20 protein-coding genes are annotated in these 21,530 nt (G+C 69.5%); 1 reads left to right on the forward strand and 19 read right to left on the reverse strand.

Annotated elements, in window-relative coordinates; genetic code table 11:
* The first annotated feature begins 47 nt into the window (after positions 1-47).
* A complete protein-coding gene (locus tag ACZ53K_RS01210) occupies positions 48-569 on the forward strand; it encodes a hypothetical protein (protein WP_468830791.1) in 522 nt (173 codons plus the stop codon).
* A 10-nt stretch (positions 570-579) separates the two neighbouring features.
* Here the strand turns inward: ACZ53K_RS01210 and ACZ53K_RS01215 are convergent, their stop codons facing one another.
* From ACZ53K_RS01215 to cpaB, 19 genes are all read right to left on the reverse strand, one after another.
* Positions 580-1,866, reverse strand: a complete 1,287-nt coding sequence (locus ACZ53K_RS01215) for an erythromycin esterase family protein (protein WP_468830388.1) — start codon at positions 1,864-1,866, stop codon at positions 580-582.
* A gap of 86 nt (positions 1,867-1,952) precedes the next feature.
* Positions 1,953-2,885, reverse strand: coding sequence for an LLM class flavin-dependent oxidoreductase (locus ACZ53K_RS01220; RefSeq protein WP_468830390.1), 933 nt, complete (start codon positions 2,883-2,885; stop codon positions 1,953-1,955).
* A gap of 37 nt (positions 2,886-2,922) precedes the next feature.
* Positions 2,923-4,707: an ABC transporter ATP-binding protein gene (locus ACZ53K_RS01225; protein WP_468830391.1), complete on the reverse strand. Its 1,785-nt coding sequence runs from the start codon at positions 4,705-4,707 to the stop codon at positions 2,923-2,925.
* Positions 4,704-7,754, reverse strand: a complete 3,051-nt coding sequence (locus ACZ53K_RS01230; RefSeq protein WP_468830393.1) for a lantibiotic dehydratase — start codon at positions 7,752-7,754, stop codon at positions 4,704-4,706. Before ACZ53K_RS01230 ends, ACZ53K_RS01225 begins: the two co-directional genes overlap by 4 nt.
* A 5-nt stretch (positions 7,755-7,759) precedes the next feature.
* Entirely contained in the window at positions 7,760-9,166 is a 1,407-nt protein-coding gene (locus ACZ53K_RS01235) for a lanthionine synthetase C family protein (RefSeq protein WP_468830395.1), read from the reverse strand.
* 31 nt (positions 9,167-9,197) lie between these two features.
* Complete coding sequence (locus ACZ53K_RS01240) at positions 9,198-9,386, reverse strand: FDLD family class I lanthipeptide (RefSeq protein WP_468830397.1); 189 nt, start codon at positions 9,384-9,386, stop codon at positions 9,198-9,200.
* 98 nt (positions 9,387-9,484) lie between these two features.
* Complete coding sequence (locus ACZ53K_RS01245) at positions 9,485-9,832, reverse strand: response regulator transcription factor (RefSeq protein ID WP_468830399.1); 348 nt, start codon at positions 9,830-9,832, stop codon at positions 9,485-9,487.
* 633 nt (positions 9,833-10,465) lie between these two features.
* Complete coding sequence (locus tag ACZ53K_RS01250; RefSeq protein WP_468830401.1) at positions 10,466-10,927, reverse strand: GntR family transcriptional regulator; 462 nt, start codon at positions 10,925-10,927, stop codon at positions 10,466-10,468.
* 1,648 nt (positions 10,928-12,575) lie between these two features.
* Positions 12,576-13,205: an OmpA family protein gene (locus ACZ53K_RS01255; RefSeq protein WP_468830402.1), complete on the reverse strand. Its 630-nt coding sequence runs from the start codon at positions 13,203-13,205 to the stop codon at positions 12,576-12,578.
* 3 nt (positions 13,206-13,208) lie between these two features.
* Entirely contained in the window at positions 13,209-13,790 is a 582-nt protein-coding gene (locus ACZ53K_RS01260) for a hypothetical protein (protein ID WP_468830404.1), read from the reverse strand.
* A 32-nt stretch (positions 13,791-13,822) separates the two neighbouring features.
* Positions 13,823-14,518: a pilus assembly protein TadG-related protein gene (locus ACZ53K_RS01265; protein ID WP_468830794.1), complete on the reverse strand. Its 696-nt coding sequence runs from the start codon at positions 14,516-14,518 to the stop codon at positions 13,823-13,825.
* Positions 14,515-14,679, reverse strand: a complete 165-nt coding sequence (locus ACZ53K_RS01270) for a hypothetical protein (protein ID WP_468830797.1) — start codon at positions 14,677-14,679, stop codon at positions 14,515-14,517. Before ACZ53K_RS01270 ends, ACZ53K_RS01265 begins: the two co-directional genes overlap by 4 nt.
* 589 nt (positions 14,680-15,268) lie before the next feature.
* A complete protein-coding gene (locus tag ACZ53K_RS01275; protein WP_468830405.1) occupies positions 15,269-16,171 on the reverse strand; it encodes a DUF5936 domain-containing protein in 903 nt (300 codons plus the stop codon).
* A gap of 61 nt (positions 16,172-16,232) precedes the next feature.
* Complete coding sequence (locus ACZ53K_RS01280) at positions 16,233-17,177, reverse strand: type II secretion system F family protein (RefSeq protein WP_468830407.1); 945 nt, start codon at positions 17,175-17,177, stop codon at positions 16,233-16,235.
* 31 nt (positions 17,178-17,208) lie between these two features.
* Positions 17,209-18,546 (reverse strand): CpaF family protein, encoded by a 1,338-nt coding sequence (locus ACZ53K_RS01285; RefSeq protein ID WP_468830409.1) that lies wholly within the window; start codon positions 18,544-18,546, stop codon positions 17,209-17,211.
* On the reverse strand, positions 18,543-18,968 hold the full coding sequence (locus ACZ53K_RS01290; RefSeq protein ID WP_468830411.1) for a TadE/TadG family type IV pilus assembly protein: 426 nt from the start codon (positions 18,966-18,968) through the stop codon (positions 18,543-18,545). The genes ACZ53K_RS01285 and ACZ53K_RS01290 overlap by 4 nt, the downstream gene beginning before the upstream one ends.
* Positions 18,965-19,348, reverse strand: coding sequence for a TadE family protein (locus ACZ53K_RS01295; RefSeq protein ID WP_468830413.1), 384 nt, complete (start codon positions 19,346-19,348; stop codon positions 18,965-18,967). The genes ACZ53K_RS01290 and ACZ53K_RS01295 overlap by 4 nt, the downstream gene beginning before the upstream one ends.
* A 3-nt stretch (positions 19,349-19,351) precedes the next feature.
* A complete protein-coding gene (locus ACZ53K_RS01300) occupies positions 19,352-20,713 on the reverse strand; it encodes an AAA family ATPase (RefSeq protein ID WP_468830415.1) in 1,362 nt (453 codons plus the stop codon).
* Positions 20,714-20,726: 13 nt separating this feature from the next.
* Positions 20,727-21,449: a Flp pilus assembly protein CpaB gene (gene cpaB / locus ACZ53K_RS01305; protein ID WP_468830417.1), complete on the reverse strand. Its 723-nt coding sequence runs from the start codon at positions 21,447-21,449 to the stop codon at positions 20,727-20,729.
* Positions 21,450-21,530: the final 81 nt, after the last annotated feature.

Consider the following 21,530-nt stretch of genomic DNA (forward strand, 5'->3'; position numbering starts at 1 on the left):
GGCCGAGGATCAGCCAGATCGGCTCGCGCCTGACAGGGGAGTTGTTGATGCACCCGTTATCGAACGCGTCTGCCGAGGACTCGCATTTCGGCTCCATCCGCATCCAACTCGATCACGATGCCGGAGTACTTTCCGTGAGCGGCGACGGCGTGCCGCGCGTCGAGGTGCGCCGGGCCGCCGGAACACCTCTGGAGAGCCACGTGCCGATCGGCACGCGTGATCCGATGTGCCTGACCATGAGCATCGACGGGGCCCTCGTCCCTCTGTGCCCCACAAAGGGGTTCCTGACGCGCCGGTCCTATCGGGTGGACATCGCATCCGGGGATAAGGGGTACGGGCACCGGCTGCTGCCCGTGACGATCGGCACCAGCCGCCTGTTCAGGGACGGCACGCTCCTCGGTGCCTTCGCGTCGACCGGCGACGGAAGCGTGACGGCCGAGTGGGAGACAAACGCCGTACCGGAACCGTACGACGCATCCGTGGGGTACACACTCGCCGCCGCGTTCGGTACCGGAGCCGAACCGATGTGGAAGCTGACTTTCGACGCGATTCTCGGTGTGTGGATGTGAAGAACACTCACTACCGCTCACTTTCCCCGGGCGGCAGGAGGCGGGAGCAGGTCGAGCGGCCGACGAACGCTATGCCGTCGTAGTCCTCGGCCGGCACTAACGGTGCCACGTGGAAGCGGTAGGTGAACCGCGGCACATTGGCACCGAAGCTGCGCTGAGCCTGCGGGGACCGCAGCCACTGCGCGACTGCGGGTGATAAGCCTGCGGTAGCCAGGTTGACGTAGTAGTCGCCGGATACGGCATCGGCGAGCCGTGCTTCGACGGACCGGATGCCCGTACCGATCCGGTGCCGCACCGGCGAGCCACGGACGTCGTCGCCGCGTCGCGCAAGAAAGAAACCCTTGCCGAAGAGGAGGGCCAGCGCGTAATAGGCGTCGCCGTAACGTTCGCGGAGTCTGCTGCCGAGCGCCGGAACTCCCTCGCCGTACGTGCCCTTCGCGATGTGCCCGTTGTGCGCCCAGACCATCACGCGCGCCGCGGGATCGTCGTCCACGAGGCGCGCCACAGCTTCGGCCATGTAGCGGTCGCGCACGGCGAACACGCTGTCCTCTCCAGCGCCCGGGTCGGGGGAGCGGGTCACCAGGTCTGCGGTGCGGACGAGGATCTGTACATGTTCCAGGATGGCGCTGTGGGCCGCCGCCAGCTCTGAAGCTTCTTCAACGCCGTCCGCCGCCGCCTGCCGGACGAGTTCGTCTCCGTGGTTCGACAGGAAGACGGCAAGTGCTTCGGCGCGGCGAAGGAGGGACTGCTGCGGGTCCGGGCGAGAAGCTGGCCGGGCCTGCGCGAGCACGTCCAGGACACGTACGTCGCCCATCCGGTCGGGTGCGACCCGGTGCAGGAAGCCGGCGACAGCCTCGACCGAATCCGCAGAGCGTTGGGGGTCCATGCCCACGAAGCGCACCTGTCGGCCCTCGGACAGACCGCGGTTGTGGGCCCGCATCCACTCGATGAGGTCGAGCATCTCCTCCGTCCGCCACGTCCAGAACCCAAGGCGGGTGATGAGACGCGCAGGATCTCCGGTGCCGTGGCACACGTACGCGTCCAGAGCGCGGGCGGCCGACGCGCTGGCCTCCATGACCAGGACGGTGAAGCCCTTCTCCCGCACCAGGAACTCCACGATCCGGTGCTTCAGCCGGAAGAACTCGCGGGTGCCGTGCGTGGATTCACCCAGCCCGACGATCCGCACGTCTCGCAGCATGTCGCCCAGCGGTCCGAGGTCCGGACAAGCGCTGCCCGGTGTCAGCGTGCCGAGAGGCCTGGCGTGCTCGGCGAGCCAGCGCGCGATGTCGTCGGGCACTGCGTGCGTCTCCTATCTGCGTACGGATCGAGTTGCTTCTCGGCGTGCCCGTACACCCGCAGGGGGACAAGGGTCAATGCCAGGTCTCACCCCGGGCAGGCGGCGAGGATGTCCTGAAGATCTCGCACGGCGTCCGGGTGCCCATGCTCGGAATACACGCCGGCGACATTGACGACAACTTCGTCCACGCCCGCACGACCGTATTCGGCCAACTGTGCGGCTATGTCTTGGGGCGATCCGTGGACGAAGGTGCCGGAGTCGACCAGGGCGCGAGCTCCCAGGTTCGGCCGGCTGTGGTGCACTCGCAGGCCGGCGCGACGCAGCATGTCGGTGTAGTGCGGCCCGGCGAGGTGGGCGCGGGCGGCGGTGTACGCGAGCCGGTACGGGTTGCGGTGCGGGCGATCGACGGCGGCGTGCACCACGGTCACCATCCTCGGTACGGGCCGACCGGCATCGGCTGCGCCCTTCGCCATGGCGGGGAGCAGGGTGTCACGCACGTAACCAGGCGGCGTCATCCAACTGATCGACGCATCGGCCGCCCGCCCGGCTACACGGGCGAGCACAGGCCGGAGCACTCCGAGTCCCGTTTCTACTCCCGGGTGCGTCATGCCCGGGAGGCCGGCGGTTCCGGGATCGACCGTCGCCGGACCGCCGCCGGACTCGTCCCCGAGTAGGCGCCGGACTTCGGTGAGGTAATCGAGGCAGGCGTCGCGCGGGCTGCTGTACGGCTTGCCGTGCAACCCGGTGACGAAATCGGGCGTCGCTGGACCTAGTCCGAGGACCACTCGGTGCCCCGTGTGCAGCGCCAGGGAGCGGGCCTGGATCGCCGATTCCATGGGATGCCTCAACGGCATCAAGGCGATGCTGGTGCCAACGGGGATGCGGTACCCCATGCCGGCCAGGTAGGCGAACACCTGGAAGGTGTCCGCGCTCAAGGACTGGCCCTGCCACAGGCGAGCGGCCTGCCCGGTACGGACCAGTTCGGCGAAGGGAGTCACGGGCTCGGGGGCCGTGGGCATGACGGGAAACAAGAGGGAAACGCGCATATCTCGACCTCTAGTGGGACGCAGCTTCGGTCAGATAGCCCGAAGCCTGGAGATGGAAGAGACGGGCATAGACACCATCGGCGTGCACGAGCTTGTCGTGCACTCCCTGCTCGACCACCTTGCCGTTCTCCACGACCACGATCTGGTCCGCGATGCGGATCGTGGAAAAGCGGTGAGCGATGACCAGGGACGTTGCTCCGCGGGCGATGTCCCGGAGGCGGGTGAAGATCTCCGCTTCCGCCTCCGCGTCAATGGCGGCCGTCGGCTCGTCGAGGACGACGACGGGCGCCCGCCTCATGAAAGCCCTGCTGAGAGCGATCTTCTGCCACTGGCCGCCGGAAAGCTGGTGACCGGCCTCGAAGTGACGGCCGAGCATGGTGTCATATGTCCGTGGCAGCGCTTCGACGATTTTGGCGGCGCCGCCGGCCTCCGCGGCCTCTGCCACGCGTGCGGTGTCGTGGCGGGCGTCGACACAGCCGAAGCCGATGTTGTCACGTACCGGCAACTCGTACCGTATGAAGTCCTGGAAAATGACGCCCATATGACGTTGCAGGTCGTCGATGTCGTATTCCTCGATAGGTACGTCATCGATGAGTATGTGGCCGCTGGTCGGCGCATACAGCCGGGTGAGCAGTTTGACGAGCGTGGTCTTTCCCGCGCCGTTCTGCCCCACAAGGGCGACGCACCGGCCCGCTGGGATGGTGAAGCTGACGCCGTCCAGGACGACGCGGTCGGTGCCCGGGTAGACGAAACGCACATCGCGGAACTCGATGCCCTTGTTGATCTTGTCTGGGAAGGGCCGGGTCCCTCCCTTGAGCTGGCGTTCCGGCAATGCGAAGAAGTCGAAGAGGTTTCCGAGGAAGAGACTGTCCTTGTAGAGGGCCGCGATGCCGAGCAGGATGCCGTGCGCGGACACCTGCACAGAGCCGACCGCCTGGAGGTATCCGGCGAGTTGCCCGACCTGGCCCAGGTGCGTCGTGCTGTGCACCGCCCACAGCACGGCACCGGACGAAGCGGCGACACTGACGAGGCCAAGGGCGCCACCGAGCAGGGACTGACGGCGTGCGAGCCCTCGGTCGACGTCGAAGAAGGTGCGGACGAGGCGGGTGTACAGGTCGAGGAGATGCGGGCCGAGCTGGAAGAGTCGGATCTCTTTGTACGAATGGTCGGTGGTCGCCAGATGCTGGTAGTAGTACAGACGGCGCCGATCGGCCGCCCGGTCGTACTCGATCTCGTACGCCTTGTGACTGAAAAACATGTAGGAGATCACCGACGGTACGGGGGACATCAGGATCACCAGCGCGATCCACGGATTCCACGAGAACAGCACGGCGCTGACCGTCGCCAGCGTGACCAGTTCCCTGGCGACTTCGAGCAGTTGGGTGAACACCTGATAGACGCGTCCTCCGTTGCTCTCCTGGAAGGCGCGCTGCATGTTGTCGTAAACCTCGGCGTCTTCGTACTGCTGGAGGTCCAGCATGGTGCCCTTGCGCATCACCCACTCGCCTACGCGCGCGGTCAGCTCCAGCCGCAGCAACGAGTCAAGGTACTGCTGGCACGTCCCCAGCAAGTGGTTCGCGAAGCCGACCGCCATCAGAGCACCGCCCGCAAGCAGGGCGGACCGCCCGGCGCCCGCGTCACCGGCGACGGCGTCAGCCACGCCCTGCACGGCCGCGGCCACGAGCGCGATCTGGGCAGCCGGCACGAGGGCGACGAGCACGGACACGACCGCGAAACCGGACACCCGCAGCGGGCTGAGTCGCCAGAACAGCCCGGTGACGCGTAGCCAGATCATCGCTCCTCCTTGATGGTCGCGGCCATGCGGCCACGGATCGCGTGCAGCACCTGAGCCCACAGAGCGTGGGCGCGGGCCTCTCGATCCAGATCGATCGGCAGCAGCCGATTGACGTGCATGTGCGCCAGACTTGCGAGAATCTGGTCTTCCGATCCCACGAGGGTGCCACCACGGGCCGCCTCTCGCACAGCTTCGGCCGCCCGTGCCACGGCTGGCGCCTGGGCCGCGAAGGCACCGGCGAGCAGCTCCCGGTGAGCCTTGCCCTCCTCGTGCGGGGCACGCGGCCACGAGCTGAGGAGTTCACACAAGTAGGCGCGGTGGTCACGAAACAGCATCCGGGTCTCGCGCACATGGTCGTCGTCCTTACCTGCGTGGCCGGGGCGCTGAGCCGGCTCGACGCCCCATTGCGCGTACAAGGTGTCCAGAGCGGCCACTGCGAGGAACTCGGGCCTAACATCCAGCCGACGGGACAGCAGCAGCGCGGTGACCTCACTGTTCGCCTGGAACAGCTGCTCGACCGCGTCATAGCTCTCCGGACCGCCGTACCGGGCGACCTCCGGTGCATAGCCGGCGATCTCCATGTCCCGGGCCATACCCTGCCGGACCAGCTCCCGGCCCCAGGCCACAATGCGGATGAGGGTCTGCTCCGCGTCCGTGCCGCGCACACGGAGCCGCAGGTGCGGAAACGGGTCGGCGTAGCGGATGTAGAACCACCGGTCCAGCGCGCCCTGGTCGCGCAGTTCGGTGACGAAGTCCCGCAATGGTCCGGCGACTATCTCGTCCTGCCGCTCGGGGGCCGCATATATTTTGAGGAAGGACCACTCGCCGCCCGGCAGGTGACGTTCGATGGACACCTCCCGCCGACGGCGTGGCACGGGGCGCCGAGTGGACCGCATGGCGTCGCTGGTCACGACCGGCACGACGACTTCGGCCGCGTAGCGCTCACCGTCGGCGTCCTGGAGCCACATTCCGTCGAAGGACGGCAACATCTCGTGGAGGACGAGCGTGCGTCGCTTGTGCAGTTCCTGCCGCAGTTCGTCGCGGCAGACGGGCAGGTCAAGGTCGAGCAGCAGCCGCTGGTCGGATTCGACGAGGTAGACATGGCGGGGCACGCCCCACCGTTCGCGCCAGCCGTCGAGATCGTCGGCAGTGCCTGCCACAAGCCGCCACTGCGCCGGTCGTAGCACCACCTTTCCGCGGACCACCCGGGGCAGGTACGGAGCCGCCTCCGCCGGGCCCCAGTGAAATCCGGTCGGGTGGACGCAGCCGTCCTGCGACACCTCGATGAGGAAACGCGCCACATTCGGCGCGAGATCGGGGCTGAGCATGTGGTGTTGGGCAACGACGATCTCCTGGTCGAGACTTCGCGACCACAAGTAGAAGCGTTCGTTGGAGACGCCGACAAGAACGTCCTCCAGTGGGATGACCCGATCCGGCCCCACCGATGGCGTCGTGTTGACGGGTATCTCGTACGGCCGAATGGCCGGCCGCAGTGTGACGTTTGCCGCCCGGCCGTAAGGCGGCAAGAAAGCCAGCTCGGCGTATGCGACGTCCGGGAAGAGTGACTCCTCGCCCCGGGCGTAGTCACGCAGCCGGTCCACGGCGGACTCGCCGAGCAAGTCGCTGAAACGCCCGAAGGTGCGCCCACCGAAGGTGAGGCTGTCGGAACGCATGACGGCGCGCCATTCCCCCCGATCGACGGCCTGCCGGTCGGCGGCGTGAATCTGCAGGTAAGCCTCCATGACGGGCGGAGGATCCAGCGCGCGTCCGGCCGGAGCGAGCCGGCCCAGCCAAGCATCGGTCAGCTCGACCTCGGTGGCTCGGTCCCACCACGCTTGCTGGGCGAACTCGACGAGCAGTCCCTCCAGGTGTCCGGTGTCGTCGGGGGGTGTGGCCTGCAACCCGAAACTGCGGGGCGGGTTGGTGTACGTGGGCGGGGCGTCCAACCCGGTGTCGGGACTGAGCAGGCTGAGCACTGGTACGCGCGTCCCAGCGCCGTAACGCTCGCTGAACTCCTCGCGATACCGGGTGAGGTGGTTGCGCGATCCGTGGGCCGAGCTGAGCCGCATGAGGACGCTCACCGCTTCGGCGGTGGCATGGGCGATCGCATCGCTCAGCACCGGGTCGCGCAGGTCGACGGCGGTGTCGGCCTGGTATGTCCGGCCTTTGTAGTCCTTGACCAGCTCACGCTGGGCGGCCTCCAGGCGGCACAGCGATTCGGGGCTGTGCGAGCGGTCAGCGAGGTCGGCCACCGCCCGCAGGCGTTCGGCGGTGCCGGCGGCGGCCGGGATGCCGGTGAGTTTTTTCAAGAGGTGGAGTTCGGGCCGCTCCGCGGTTTGCGGGGGCCGCAGGTCACCAGTGAGGAAGCCGAGGTCCCACATCTGCCGCACGAGGCCCTCAACGCGCTCGGGTGCCACGTCGGGGAAGGCAGCTGAGAGTTCGGCGGTGAGCCGCTCGTACGGGACCGGCATGGCCGCAGTACGCATGACCAGGTCCACGGCGGGCGTGGCTCGGATCCGCACGGTGCGTTCGTCGTGCCGACCGTACTTGTCGGCTTGCGGTAGCACGTAGCGGTCGCCGGCGAGGTGAGCCATCGGGTTAAGAACGAGGTGGAGTTGACGCAGTACGGCGGGGTCCTTCTCCAGGTGCTCGATGAGGGCGAGCAGCCAGCCCATATCGGCACGCACCCTGACCCGGTGCCCCTCGGGCCGGCCGAGGCGGGCCAGGGTCTCGGTGCCGAACTCCCCCATCGCCACACCCGAGAACGCCCCGAACGGCGTTGGCCTTGTCGCCATACGCGTCACGTAGCGGAGCAGCCGTGAGTACAACCGCCGGGTGCGCTTGTCGCTCAGACGGTTTAGACGGTCCAGGCCGTCGGCCAGGTCTTCACTCGCGATGAGCAAAGCGCGTGCGACATCGGGGCGCCGGGCGAGTTCGAGCAGTGCCTGCGGGGTCCGGGCAGGATCCGCGGTGACGTCGAGGTAGGTACGGGCCGGCAGGACCGGAGTGCGTAGGAGGAAGAACCCGGCGGGCTCGTACAGAGGCATGGGCATCACCGGGCGAGGAAGGCGCGGAACCATTGGGGACGCTCGTCGCCGATGGCCGCGAGCAGGGTGAGGGCGATGCCGGCGGCGCCAGTGAGGAGCCCCGGGTCGTCGACATGCTTGCCGGGTACCTCCACATCGGCGAAACCGAGCGGACGCCCCGGGTCATGGTGGTCGAGCAACTGCCCGACCAATTCCGGGAGCCGGTGGCGGGCGTAGTCGCTCCAGGGGGCGAAGTCCAGGGCAAGCAGAACCAGGCCCGCGAGACCGTGACACAGCGTGGGCGACAGTGGCCGGATATGCACGGCACGGGCCAGTACGCCGTCGAAGGCTCTGACTGCGGTGGTGTGCAGTTCCTCGTCAGCGGTGGCCGACGCGACGGTCAGGAGAGCACCTGCCACACCTGCGGTGCCGTAGCACCAGGCGATCCGGTCATGTCCGCACCCGGCCCGCTCCTCCCGGCCGTGCGCGTCGACGGGAGTACCGTCACCCCAGACCGGACCGTGTGCGTCGAAGCCGGCTTGGTCGCGGATCCAGTGTACGAGAGTTGCGATGGCCTCCGAATGGCCTGGGCGGCGGTGTCCCGCCTCCCAGGCGGAGGCGAGCGCGGCCGCTACGCCCGGCATCCCGTGCGACAGCCCCAAGTTGAGGTAACCGTGCGGGTACTTGGCGTGGTAGTCGCCAACTGGCGGGTAGTACTCTGGAGTAATGAGCCAGCGGTGCGGCGTGTTACTGGTCTCGGCCGGCTGGGCGAGCCAGATCAGGTAGTCGACGAGCGCCGCGGCAGCCTCGGTGACCCGCTCACCGGGCTCGGGGATGGAACTGAGGTGCACAAGGGTCCCCGCCGCCCCGGTGACAAGGTCGTAGTCCAGGTCACTGACAGCCCGCTCGGCCGACCGCGGCGGAGCGGCGAGGACCTGGTCGGCGAGCTGCTCGTGCAGCCGGTCCAGGCTGGGGCGGAAGCGGGGTTCGTCGCGGCTGACGTCCGTGAGCGCGAGGGCGAGTCCGCTGGTGCCGGCGAACAGCCCGTGACCTTCCAGGGGTTCCACCTGTGTCGACAGGACCGCCTCGCGTATGTGGCCTGCAGCCGCCTCGAAGCCGCCCACCCCGGCCCGTGCGGCGTACAGGTGGAGCAGTGCCAGACCGGCCTGGCCCTGGGCGAGACTGGGCGGGTACCAGCCGCCCGCAATCTCGCTCTGTTCGGCGGCGCGCAGCGCGAGATCGTTCACCTGCGAGGTGGTCACGGTCCGTTCGACGATGTTCCGGACGGCCGTGAGCACCCGATCCGCAAGTCCGGCCTCTGCCGCGCGGACCCAGGTGCCGGTACCGTGATAGGCGTGTTGCATGGTCAGTCCTGTCTGTTCGGCGTGCTTCTCGCGCTCTACGACAACGGGGTGCTGCCGTGTCTGCAGCACGGCAGCACCCCGTCAGATATTCAGCGTGTGATTACTTGCCGGCCACGCAGAAGATCGTGCACATTCCGGTGCAGGCGCAGGTCTTGGTGACCTGGCAGGCGACCTTGGTGCAGACCGTACGGGTGGCGATCGCCGAAATGGACGGCACGGGCGCCTGATCGCCGCCGGGGCCGGCGGTGTGGGTGGAGATCTTGGCGTCCAGGTCAAAAGCGTCCGACATGTCAGTTCCCTTCAGATGCATTCCTCGGCAAAGTTTCGCCGAAGGCGCCGGACCTTTCCCGGCGCGAAACAAATTCTGCCGAGCCGCATTAGGCGTTGCTATTGGCCGTGACGCCAGTCTTCTCTGCGTGAGGGACGGGATGCCTGATGCGTTCCAAGGTGCGCACTGGCAGGCGTCTCCGCACCGAAGACGTAGGACGCCAGACAGACGGCCAGCCGGGAATCGAGTTCCAGCTTGTTCATGACGGCGGCAACGTGAGCACGTACGGTTCTCTCGGTGACGTGCAGTCGCTGAGCCATCAATTCGTTGGACAGGCCCTCGGCCAGCAGCAGAAAGGTCTCTCGTTCGCGTGGGGTGAGCCGGCCGACCCTGCCCAGAGACGGTTTCCAATGCGGTTCGCTTGCCGCGCGCGCGGCCCCGGGTAGAGGCATTTCGGTGTCGCTCACGGTGCTGCAACGCTCCTGTCCGCGCCGGGATGCGCAGGGTGACTGGTGGGCAGCCGACGGCAGAACGGGTCCTCGACGAACAGAGTTACCCGGCGCCTGCCGCATGGCGCGAGAAGCCGGTAAGAGGGTGGCCTCACAGTCCGGGAACGTGCGAACCACCCCACGCCGTGGCCTGTCACCGGGCTACCTCCCCAGGGGCAGGTGGCCCCGGGGCTCGTACGGACCAAGGTTCGACAACCAGGTGTCCTTGCGGAAGGCCCCGGACATGAACGGCACCGGAGCCTCGTGGAACTTTCTGGCCATACGTTCTCCCCGTTCTCTCACCGGTCTTCCCGGGAGGGCGACAGTGTTGCGAACCGCCGCAGAAAATCGTTACCAATGCTCGTTATTCGATCAAGGCTTTACCGGGCCCATCACGGTGCGTCGCCGCGGTAAGCGGGTCGATCCGCGGCACCCGGAAGGGGGCCCCACCAGCGAGTAGGAGTGCTCGGACCGGCATCTCTCGGGGGCCCGATCAGCCTGGTCCTTCTAGGCTCTTGCTCACTCTCCGCAGGAGCTTCAGTGGCACCATGCCGATCGGCGCTCGTCTTGCCGCTGTACCGCTCTGCGAACTCGTGCGGCGCTCAGCGTGTCTCACGCAGGGAGCCGGGCTTGCCTCACAGTGAGCGGCCCACGGTGGGGCCGCCCGTGTCGCGCCCTGACACGCGGCATCCGTTCGATGGACGAGATGACGGCGGCCCGCGAAATCCCGGAGGCGTCCGCGAGGTTGACCACTCGTTGAAGCTGCGCGGAGATGTCGTCGATACTCATGGGGCAGGGGGGACAGAGCACCATGGCACCGCGTCCGCGCCCGAAGTCGATGATTCCCTCGCTACGCAACATTCGCAGGGCGCGGAGTATCGTATTCCTATTCGCTCCGTACTCCTTGCTCAGTTGGCTCGCCGCAGGAAGCAATTCCCCCTGCGCGTAACGACCGGATGCGATGTCCATTCTGAGCCTCATCCTGATCTGAACATAGAGCGGTAACGTTGCCCCACTCCCCTGAAGACGGGCGCCGGCCGGTCCTGACGCAGCTATCATTCCGGTGATCCCCATTCCGGTTCAGGTTGTTTTCTGGCTCGTACGCCGAGCCGACACAGGCGGCTGAGACATCAGGCGAGGAATCCCGACGTGGTCGGAATGCGAGGCACAGTCAAGCAATCGAGCGATTTCCTGACACAGCGTCGGCCCACATCGATCCCTCGGGAATATTCACTTCTCATCTCGGTCGAAACGATGGCGAGCCGTACGGTAGCCCTCATCCCTGACCGTCTTCAACCAGTTCGACAGAGTTGGCCAAACGCCGTTTCACGTGCGGGGAAGCGGAAGCCCGAGCCGAGGCTGGGGAGAGAAGCCCTGCCAAAGGACGCGGACCGCAGGCACTCCACAAAGTTGAACCGGCTTTTCGCGAGCGCCGGGACGAACCTCGCCCACGAGTACAGCAACGAAGACGTGGCTTCGGCGGTCCGATGCACCGGCGTGCCGGCCTCTCGGAGCTACAACTGGCAATTGCTCAGGTACAAGAAGGACGACCCGAGGCTACGGCATCTTCGGGCACTGACCGGCCTCCTCCGGAGGCCGACGACCTACTTCGGCAACGACACAGCCAGCGTCGGCCTCGCGGCGCCGCTCCCGACCCGGCCGCCGAACAGACCAGACCACACGAGGCGTCCCACGGAAGCGACGCGAACATCATGGCCTGGCGTGCGGGCCCGTTGTCGCAGGTGTACCGCAAGCAGGTGGCGGACCTGCTGAACGTGGTGTAACGGCTGGAACAAGCGGAATGCACGAACACTCAGGAACTGACCGGAATTCACCCCAGACCTCGGCCGTCGGCCTCCGTTGGACGAGGCGCCCGAGGTGGAAGTCATTAGAAGAGACGTTTGTTGTACGAGCGACAACTGAGCAACGAGCGCCACTGCGTTCTCAGGGCGCTCGCCCTCAGTTCCGCATCTGGGGGCCAGGATCCATCGTTCTGCTCGGCGACCGCAGGAGATGTCGCATCCGCTCGGCCCTCTCTTCCGTTCCGCTTCCGGGCCCCCTCGGTCGGTGCTTCGCCACGGCCTCAGCGGACTGCATGTGTTTCCAGGAGGAAACCAGCCAGGCGTACCCGGACCACATCCTCCTTCACGAGGTGGATCGCATCCTCGCGGGTCCCTCCTACGACGCCGCGATCGAGGGCGCATGCCACGACGTGCTGCCGGACCTCTCCACCGACGTCTTCGGCCGGTGCCTCGGCGCACCTCTCACATCGCCTCGGGCTCCCGCGCCGTACCGGTGAGGACCGCGGAGTTCCCGGACGGCTGAACGGGGCTCAGCGCAGGGCGGTTTTCGTTAGGACAGCGGCATCGCCAATGCCGGCCCGCAACCGGAGAAGTGCCCCAGGCCTGGCTCGGCAGCTCGGCACCGCGCAACTCCGCGTCACCGTGGTCACGGCTCCCCCTGCAGGGTTGGTTGCCGGTGACGCCCCATGCGCACGGCACCGGGTGGCGTCAAGGCCACGGTGTCAGCTGGTATGAGCGCGATTGAGCACTGCACCCGTTAGAACGCGACGGGGACCGCAACGTCGACGACGTGGTTCACGACAGCGTCGGCCCTGAAGTTCCTCACGCCTCCGGGTTACCCCCGGCAATGTCGTCGACCTGGCCATACGCGAGATCGCGGAGGCGCTGGGAGCATCTGACGCCACAGGATCAACAGGCCCCTATGACCCCGTACGCGGAAAGCTCACCTCGACGCGCCGGTTCTTCTTGCGGCCGTCCTCGGTGGCGTTGTCGGCGATCGGGTACTGCTCGCCGTAGCCCCGGATCTGGAACGTGACCGTCGAGCCGAGGCCTTTGGCCAGCTCGCGCTGGACGGCGTTGGCGCGGTCCTTGGACAGCACCAGGCCGTGTGCGGCCGTGCCCAGGTTGTCGGTGAAGCCGAAGACGCGCAGGTTGGCGGCGTGCTGTTTTTTGATCTCGGCGGCGATGGTGGTGATGCGGGAGAGCGCGTCGGGGGACAGTTCGGCGCTGTCCTTGCCGAAGAGGACCTCGGCCTGGAGGGCGAAGGTCACGTTGGCGTTGGTGTCCTGCCGCCGCTCGGCGCCGTCGTCGGTCTCGACGATGGACTTGATGTTGAGCACCTTGGCGGGGGCGAGGGTCGCGCCCTGGACCATGCGGAGGTCGGGGTCCTTCGGGTCGATCTTCACCGGCGCGGTGGTGTCCTCGGCCACGCCCGGCGGGTCGTCGGCGTGCGCGGCCGGCGGGGCCGGGGTGAGGGTGAGCAGGAGGGCGGCGGCCGCGGTGACGGCGGCCCGTGCCGTGCGGGTCCTGGTCCCGGGCGTGGTGGCCATGGGTCAGTCCGAGATCGAGACGGTGGCGGGCGGCATGGTCGGCAGCTGGAAGTCGACCTCGGTCACCTTCACCGGCGGGGCCGGGAACTGCGCGAAGACGGGCCGGCTCTCGCCGGGTTTCAGGCCGCTCAGCCCGGTGGTGCACAGGCATTCGCCCTCGGTGTCCCGCAGGACCAGGTAGCGCTTCTTGCCGGCCTTGTCGACCAGGGTGGCGCCGGAGACGGAGGAGCGGGAACGCATGCCGGTCTCGTTGGAGCGCCAGTTGATGGCGTTGAAGATCTTGGTGCCGTTGTTGGTGACCGTACCGCTGACCGTGACGAAGCCGCCGGTGTCCCGTACGGCGGAGTGCAGCGTGACGAGCACCCCGTCGGGCCCCTTCACCTCGCCGATGGCCTGTTTGGAGTCGGCGGCCGGGGTGCCGCGCCCGGAGTCCTTGGGGACGGCGGCCCGCGTCGGCGGCTTGCCGTCCGCGCCGCTGCCGCCGCCGTCGTCACCGCCGCAGCCGCTCGCGACGAGAGCGAGGCCGGCGGCGATCGCCACGGCGGCCACTCTCCTGGTGGCCTTCGAAGGGCGCCCAGTATCCATGGATGCGATTCCCTCTGCTCGTCGTCGGCTGGTCATTCGGCAAGGCGTACGGAGAACAGGTCGGCGGCTTCGGGCAGGTCACGGGGGTCGGCGGGGTCGACGGACCACTCCTTGCCGTCCTCACAGTCGAGGTTCACGGCAGGGGGACCGGCGGGCGGGTCGTCCGCGGGTGGTTCACCGGCGGGCGAGTCACCGCCGTCACCCTGGCCCCTGTCGGAGCCGTCTCCCTGTCCCGGAGCCGGTGTCGGCTCCGGTCCCGCGACGCAGCGCGGCTCGACCACTGCCCTGGCGCGCGCCGAAGCGTGCGTGTTCTCGGTTCCGGGGATCACCGAATGGCCCACGGTCTTACGGGTGTCGGCCTGGACCGCGAATGACGTCGGGTACGAGTCCGGGGTGCACGTCGCGTCGGCGTCGTTGCGGCCCGCGAACCTTTGGGCATTCGCGCACGCCGCGTCGCCGGGCACGCCGCGGCCGCCGAGGAGGTCCTCCCAGGGCGCGCCCGTACGGATCGCGTCGAGGAGCTTGGCGGCCAGCTCGTCCCGGTACTTCTGCCCGGCCGCCAGCGCGGCCGCGTCCGCCGCGGTCTGCGCGGAGTTGCGGGTCGCGGCGGCCTGCCCGACCGCGAAGAACGCGAAGGCGAGGAAGAGCAGGCCGGCCACGGCCACGATGTACACGGGGAACGCCTGCCCGGCGTCCCGCTGCCGGCGGCGGGACGCCGCCCGGGTCAGATGCCCACGACCTCGGTGATCTTGTTGGAGATGGCCGTCGCGATCTGACTGCCGAAGTCCGTGGTCGACAGGACGAGCACGATCGCCACGACCACGGCGATGATGCCCAGGTACTCGATCGAGGTCTGCCCCCGGTCGTTTCCCGATAACCGCTTCGCCATCGTGTTCCCCTCCATGGGCGGCCGGGCCGCTCCGGTCCGGATGGTCTGCCCCCGTGGCGTCGCGCCGCGCGCACGCGTCGCACGGCGGGACGCCGTACGGACGGACGTCGTACGGACGCACACCGAACACGCGTACACCGGACGTGAGCACGCTGCGCACACGCTCGCTCGCGACACGAGAAAAGTACGCCGGAACACCGGTCCCGGAACAGGGCGTCCGCCCGCATTCCTTTCCCGCGGGAGCGGGTTGAAGCCTCGGCGGGGAACCCGGTCCCGTACGGCCGCCCGGCTTGCCCGGTAACTCCGGCATCTTCGGTACGTCCGGATCGCCCGGTACGCCCGTACCAGCCGACGGCATTCTCCCCACCCCCGCCCGTCCTCGCCGACAGCGCCGTCTCCACCCGTCCCGGTGTGCCCGGCGGTGCGGCCGGGTCCCGGGAACACACGGATGCCGACTGTGCCACATACCGTTGCGTACGCGAAGGGCGTTTGCCCAACAGGAGCCGATTCGAGACGCGGAAGGGGGCACGGACCTACGGGAGTTGACGGGCGCCCCACCCGGTGCCCCGCCCCGCCCCGCCCGCGTACGTCAGTCACCCATCAGTGAGCCGAAGTTGGTACCGGACCCGAGGAAGAAGCCCGCGACGAGCAGGATCATCGTGGCGGGGACCATGAACGTGGTGACCACCATGGTCGCCTTGGGCACCGCGCGGGCGGCGCGCCGCCGGGCGTTCTGCGCGTCGGTGCGGCGCATGTCGTCGGCGATCTGGATGAGGGTGTCGACGATCGGGGAGCCCAGTTCCTCGCCCTGCTGGAGCGCGGTGACGAACTGGGCGACCTGTTCGGAGTCGTTGCGTCTGCGCAGTTCCTCGAACGCCTCGCGGCGGCTGACGCCCATGTCCAGCTGCCGCAGGGTGATCCGCAGCTCGTCGGCCCAGGGCCCTTCGTACTTGTCGGCCACCCGGTCCAGGGCCTGGCGGAAGCCGAGCCCCGCGCTGACCACGACGGCCAGGACGTCGAGGAAGTCGGGCAGGGTGCGTTCGATGGTGTCCTTGCGTTGGCGAATCGCGGCCCAGATGCCGACCTCGTTCCAGAGGAGGCCGAAGGCGACCAGGAGGAGGGCGAGCAGCAGCTGGGAGCGCAGCAGCATGACGAACGCGCCGCCGAAGCCGAGGAAGCAGTAGACCGCGCGGCGGGCGGCGTAGCGGTCCACGGTCAGGCCGCCGGGGTTGCCCGCCAGATCGATGCGCCTGCGCACCTTGGCCACCCGCTTCTCCCCCATCAGGCGTAGTACGAGGGGCGCGTAGCGCATACCCGCCCGGTCCACCGCCGAGCCGACGACGGTGGTGCGGGACGAGCCGACCTCCAGGGCGACGGCGATGTCCGGAGGCAGCCTGGCCTCGCGGCGGTACAGGGCGACGCCGTAGCAGATGCCCGCGACGGAGAGGGCGAGCGCGAGGGCGAGGAGCAGTCCGGTCGTTCCGATTCCCATGGGTGGGTGCCTTCGAGGTGGGGGCCGGGTGGGGCGGGGCGGGCCGTCGGGGGCCGTGCCGTCAGACGTCGATCTTGGAGATGCGGCGGATCACGAAGAACCCGACGGCGTACAGGACGAAGGCCACGACCACCGCGGCCTGCCCCAGGAACGTGGCCGTCATCCGGTCGATGGCCCCGGGCGCGATGCGGTTCATCAGCAGCAGGGTGCCCAGGCCGAGGAACGGCACGACGTACGCCGTCACGACGACCTGGGAGAGCTGGGTGCGCACCTCGCGCCGGGTTTCCTTGCGTTCCTCCAGGGTCTTGGTGAGGTTGCGCAGCGAACCGACGACCGTGCCGCCCGCGCGGTTGGACAGCACCAGGGTGGTGACCAGGACGACGAGTTCGCGGGAGGGCAGCCGGGCGGCGAGTTCGTCGAGGGCCTCGTCGAGGGAGTGGCCGACGGCCAGTTTGTCGGACACCTTGGCCAGTTCCTCGCCGGCCGGTGCCTCCAGCTCCTCGGCCGCCATGCCCAGGGCGGTGCGCAGGGCCAGCCCTGCCTGGGTGGCGTTGGCGAGGATGCGGGACAGCTCGGGCAGCTGGTTGATGAACTTCTCGATACGTTTCTGCCGCTGCCAGTTGAGGAAGGCGTACGCGGACCAGACGGCCGCCAGGGCCGCGAGGGGCCCGAAGAAGGGGGCCAGGACCGCCTGCGCGGCGATCCAGACCCCGGCGACGACGGCGAGCAGGTACACGAAGAACTCGCCGGGGGTGACGTCCAGGCCGGTGGCGGCCAGCCGCAGTTCCAGGGCGCGCCCGAGGCGGGTGGCGCGCAGCCGGCGGTCCACCGCGGCGAAGCGGCGGCCGTGGCCCGGCCGGGGCAGGCCGTGGCCGTCGGAGAGCCGGTCGACGAGGGCCTGGTGCCGCTCGCGTCCGGAGGCGTACAGCCGCAGGCCCACGACGGCCAGCGTGGCGCAGAGCAGGGCGGTGCCGAGGGTGAGCAGGGCGATGCTGTCCAGGGACATGGGCGCGGGTCCGTCCTCCAGTGGTGGGCCGCTACGAGGCGTCTCGGGTGGCGAGCCGGTCGGCGGAGGCGGCGACGCCGAAGGCCGGGGGTACGGGTTCGTCGGCGAGGTAGAGCCGTTCGGCGACGCGGCGCGGCAGCGGGAAGTAGCCGAAGCGGCCGCGTACGGTGCGGTCGGCGCCGCTCGGCTCGGCCTCGAAGCGGCAGACGGTGGCGAGGCGGTGATCGGCGTGGCCGTGCGAGTCGAGGATGGCGATCTCGCCGATGCGGCGGGAGCCGTCGGCGTGCCGGGTGATCTGCACGATGCAGTCGACGGCGCTGTTGATCTGGTCCCGCAGCGCCTCGAAGGGGACCTTGACGTCGGACATGGACGCCAGGGTCTGGAGGCGCATCAGGGCGTCCTCGGCGCTGTTGGCGTGCACGGTGGCGAGTGAGCCGTCGTGGCCGGTGGACATCGCCTGGAGCATGTCGAGGGTCTCTCCGCCGCGGACCTCGCCGACGATGATGCGGTCGGGGCGCATGCGCAGGGAGTTGCGGACGAGGTCGCGGATGGTGATGCGGCCCTTACCCTCCACGTTGGGCGGTCGGGACTCCAGGCGGATCACATGGGTCTGCTGGAGCTGGAGTTCGGCGGCGTCCTCGACGGTGATGATCCGCTCGCCCTCGGGGATGAGTCCGGAAAGGGCGTTGAGCAGGGTGGTCTTGCCCGCGCCGGTGGGGCCGGAGACGACGACGTTGAACTTGGCCCGGACCAGTCCGGCGAGCAGCATCACCATCTGGTCGTCGAGCGTGCCCATGCCGATCAGTTCGGGCAGTGTGTACGCGCGGGGGAAGCGGCGGATGGTGAGGGTGGCGCCGTTCAGCGCGAGCGGCGGGATGATGACGTTGACGCGCTCCCCGGAGGGCAGCCGCGCGTCGACCATCGGGTTGGACTCGTCCACCCGGCGGTTGACGGTGGAGACGATGCGTTCGATCGTCTGCATGAGCTGTTCGTGGGAGGCGAAGCGGACGGGGACCAGCTCCACCCGGCCGTGCCGTTCGACGTAGACCTGGTCGGGGCCGTTGACCATGATCTCGGTGACCGAGGCGTCTTCGAGGAGCGGTTCCAAGACGCCGAGGCCGAGCGCCTCGTCCACCACGCGGCGGATGAGCTGGGCGCGTTCGGCGGTGGACAGGACCGGGCCCTCGCGGCTGATGATGTGGCCGAGGACGCGCTCCAGGCGGGTGCGGCGTTCGGCCGCGGCGAGCGCCGACATCTCGGCGAGGTCGATCTCCGCCAGCAGCTTGGCGCGGTACACCGCGACGAGGTGGCCGTCCTCGCGGCCCGCCGGGGGAGCCTCCGGCGCGGCGATGCGGGCTTTGAGGCTCATGGGGTGGTGGTTCCTCCGGGTTCGGCGGGCAGCGCCATGGTGGCGCTGCGGGTGGCGTGCCAGGGTCCGGCACCGGGGATGACGGAGGGGATCTCCACGGTCGCGGTCGCCCGGACCTCGCCGCCGCCCTCGGACGCCTGGACGTCGGCGTCCGCGCCGACCCAGCCGCTCATGGCCGCCTTGCCCGCCGCCGCCGGGCTCGTCTTGCGGTCGGCCGCGTCGAGGGTGGCCGTACGGGCGGCGGCGCGTGCTCCCGTACCGGCCTGCTGGACGGCGTACGCGGCCAGGCCGAGCTGGATCACGGCGAGGGCGATGACCAGCAGGATCGGCAGGAAGCCGAGGAATTCGATGGAGATCTGGCCGCGGTCGTCCCGCAGGCGGCGCGCCCTTCGCCCTCCCCGGACACGCACCGTCGTCGTCATGCCCCCTCCTCCTCCGCCGCGCCCGCCGTGCCCACGACGCGCCACGGGAAGTTCACCGCGCCGGGGAAGAGCACCGGCACCTGGAGGCCCACCCGGGCCTTCCACAGGCCGCCCTCGGGAGCGCACGAGATCTCGGCATCGCCCGTCCACGCGCCGGGCAGGTCCTTCCTGGCGGCCGCCGCGCACGCGGCCGGGCCGCCCGTCTCGGTTGCGGTGCCCGCCCGTGCGCCCTTGTCGGCCGAGTTGGCGGCGAGCGCGTACGTGTAGCCGACGAGCACGAACTGCCAGAGCAGGACGAGGACGGCCAGGATCAGCGGGGCCAGCCCGAGGAGTTCGACGGAGATCTGGCCGCGGTCGTCGCCCAGCCGTGGGCGGCGCATCCCTCAGCCCTCCTCGTGGGGACCGGCCGGGCCGAAGGCTCCCGGAGCGCCCGGCTCCCCCGCCGCGGGCCCGGCCGTCAGAGCCTTGCGGCGCCGCCCGGTCAGCGGCGTACGGGCGCGGTGGCTGCCCCGTCCCTGCCGTGCCGCGGCCGGCGCGTCGACCAGGCCCAGCTCCCCCGCCAGCGCCCACAGCGCCTGCCGGACGGTGGACCGGGCGTCCAGATCCTGCATCCGGCCGGCGTCGACGTACGGCTGGAGCTCCTTGAAGCCGGCCGGTACAGGGGTCCGGGCCACCTGGGTGCCGGTGGCCTTGCCGACCAGTGGCGGCTGGATCTCGGTGTTACGGGTGAGGCGGTTGACGACGGTCGTGGTGTCCTCGGCCTTGCGGATCTGGAGCCGGTCCCAGAGCCGCACGAGGCGCTTGGCGGCCCGTACGCACACCACGTCCGGCGTCGTCACGAGGAGGGCGGTGTCGGAGAGTTCAACGGCCGCGGCGTTGGCGGACTGCATCTGCGAGCCGCAGTCCACCACCACCAGCTCGTAGCGCGAGCGCAGCGCCGCCAGGACCGTACGGGCGGCCCGGTCGTCCACCTCCTCGCCGCGCTCGCCCTCCTCCGGCGCCAGCAGCAGGCCCAGGCCGGTGTGGTGGGCGTGCACGGCGTCCTGGAGGACGCGTACGGAGATGTCCTGGATGCCCGCGAGGTCGACGATCGAACGGCGGAACTGCACGTCCAGGTAAGAAGCCACATCGCCGGACTGGAGGTCCATGTCGACCAGCGCGACGCTGCGCCCGGCGGCGCGCGCGGCGAGCGCGAGCTGCACGGCGGTGACTGTCGTGCCGACGCCGCCCTTGGCACCGGTGACGGTGACGAGCGTGCCGGCCGGTCCGGACGCGGCCTCGTGCCCGCCGCCCAGGTGAACCCGTACGCCTGCGGCCCACTGGGCCGCGGCCTGCACCCGGGCCGCCAGTTCGTCGTAGCCGAGCGGCAGCCCGACGATGCCGCGCGCGCCCGCGTCCATGGCGGCGGCGAACAGGGCCGGGCCCGCGTCGGTGGTGATCAGTACGACGCCGACGGCGGGGAAACGCAGCGCGATGTCGCGGATCAGCTCCAGCGCGGGCACCGGGCCGATGCGCTCGTGGACGAGGACGACCTCGGGCAGTTCGTCCACGGCCGCGAGCGGTGGCCCCGGCAGTTCCGGGGAGCCGGCGGCGGCCCGGGACGCAGCCCGGTCCAGCGCGTCGAGCAGGGCGGTGGAGTCGGCGACCGGTGGCGCGGGCTCGGCGCCCGGCAACTGGCTGAGCAGCGATGACACGGCGCGGGCCGCGTCAGGCTCGCCGACCGCCGGGAGGATGCGGATGGTCACCAGTGCCTCCGGGTCACTTGTCGCCGTCGAGGGTGTAGGTGCGCTCGCCGGGCGGGATCTCGGCCTCGGTGCCGGGGGCGACGAGGGCGAGCCGTACATGGGTGGCGAAGGACTCCGCGTAGGCGACGCGCTGGGCGTCCTGGGTGCTCAGCGCGAAGGTGATCGGCACCGCGTCGGTGGCGCGGCGGGTGCTGGAGGAGCGGGTGTCGCCGGGGTCCTTGTTCTCCAGTGGCGTGAGCTTGCCCCGGTCGATGACCTGGGCGTTCGCCACAATCACCTTCGATACGGGCCGGTCGGCCGCGCGCTTGCCCTCGAAGGTGGCGTAGATGTTCACCCGGGCACCGGGGTTGATCTTCCCGGCCACGCCGGTGGCCGCGTCGATCATGATGGCGATCTCCTGCTGCCCCGGCTTGAGCGCCGGGCGGTCGACGACCATGTCGTCCTGGAGGAGCGAGCCCTTGTGCAGCGGCGTCACCGCGATCTTCCCACGGACCCGGGCCAGATCGGTGACGGCGGTGGACGGCAGCCAGCGCTCGGGTATGTCCACCTTCTCGAACTGACCGGGGTCCAGCGCCTGGTAGGCGGCCACATCCGCCTTCAGCCGGTACGCGGTGCGCTCCGGGCCGACCTTGGACTCCACGTTGCGGATCACCGACAGCACGCCGACGAACGCGCCGAGCGCGCAGAGGACCGACAGGAGCAGCAGGATCACTCCGCGGCGCTGGCGTGAGTTCATGAGTGCGGGACCTCGTCGGAGTCGGTACGGGCAGGGGCGGGGCAGGCAGAGGCGGGGGCGGCAGCCGGTGCCGGGCGGGGT

Source organism: Streptomyces sp. NPDC033221 (genome assembly GCF_055577005.1).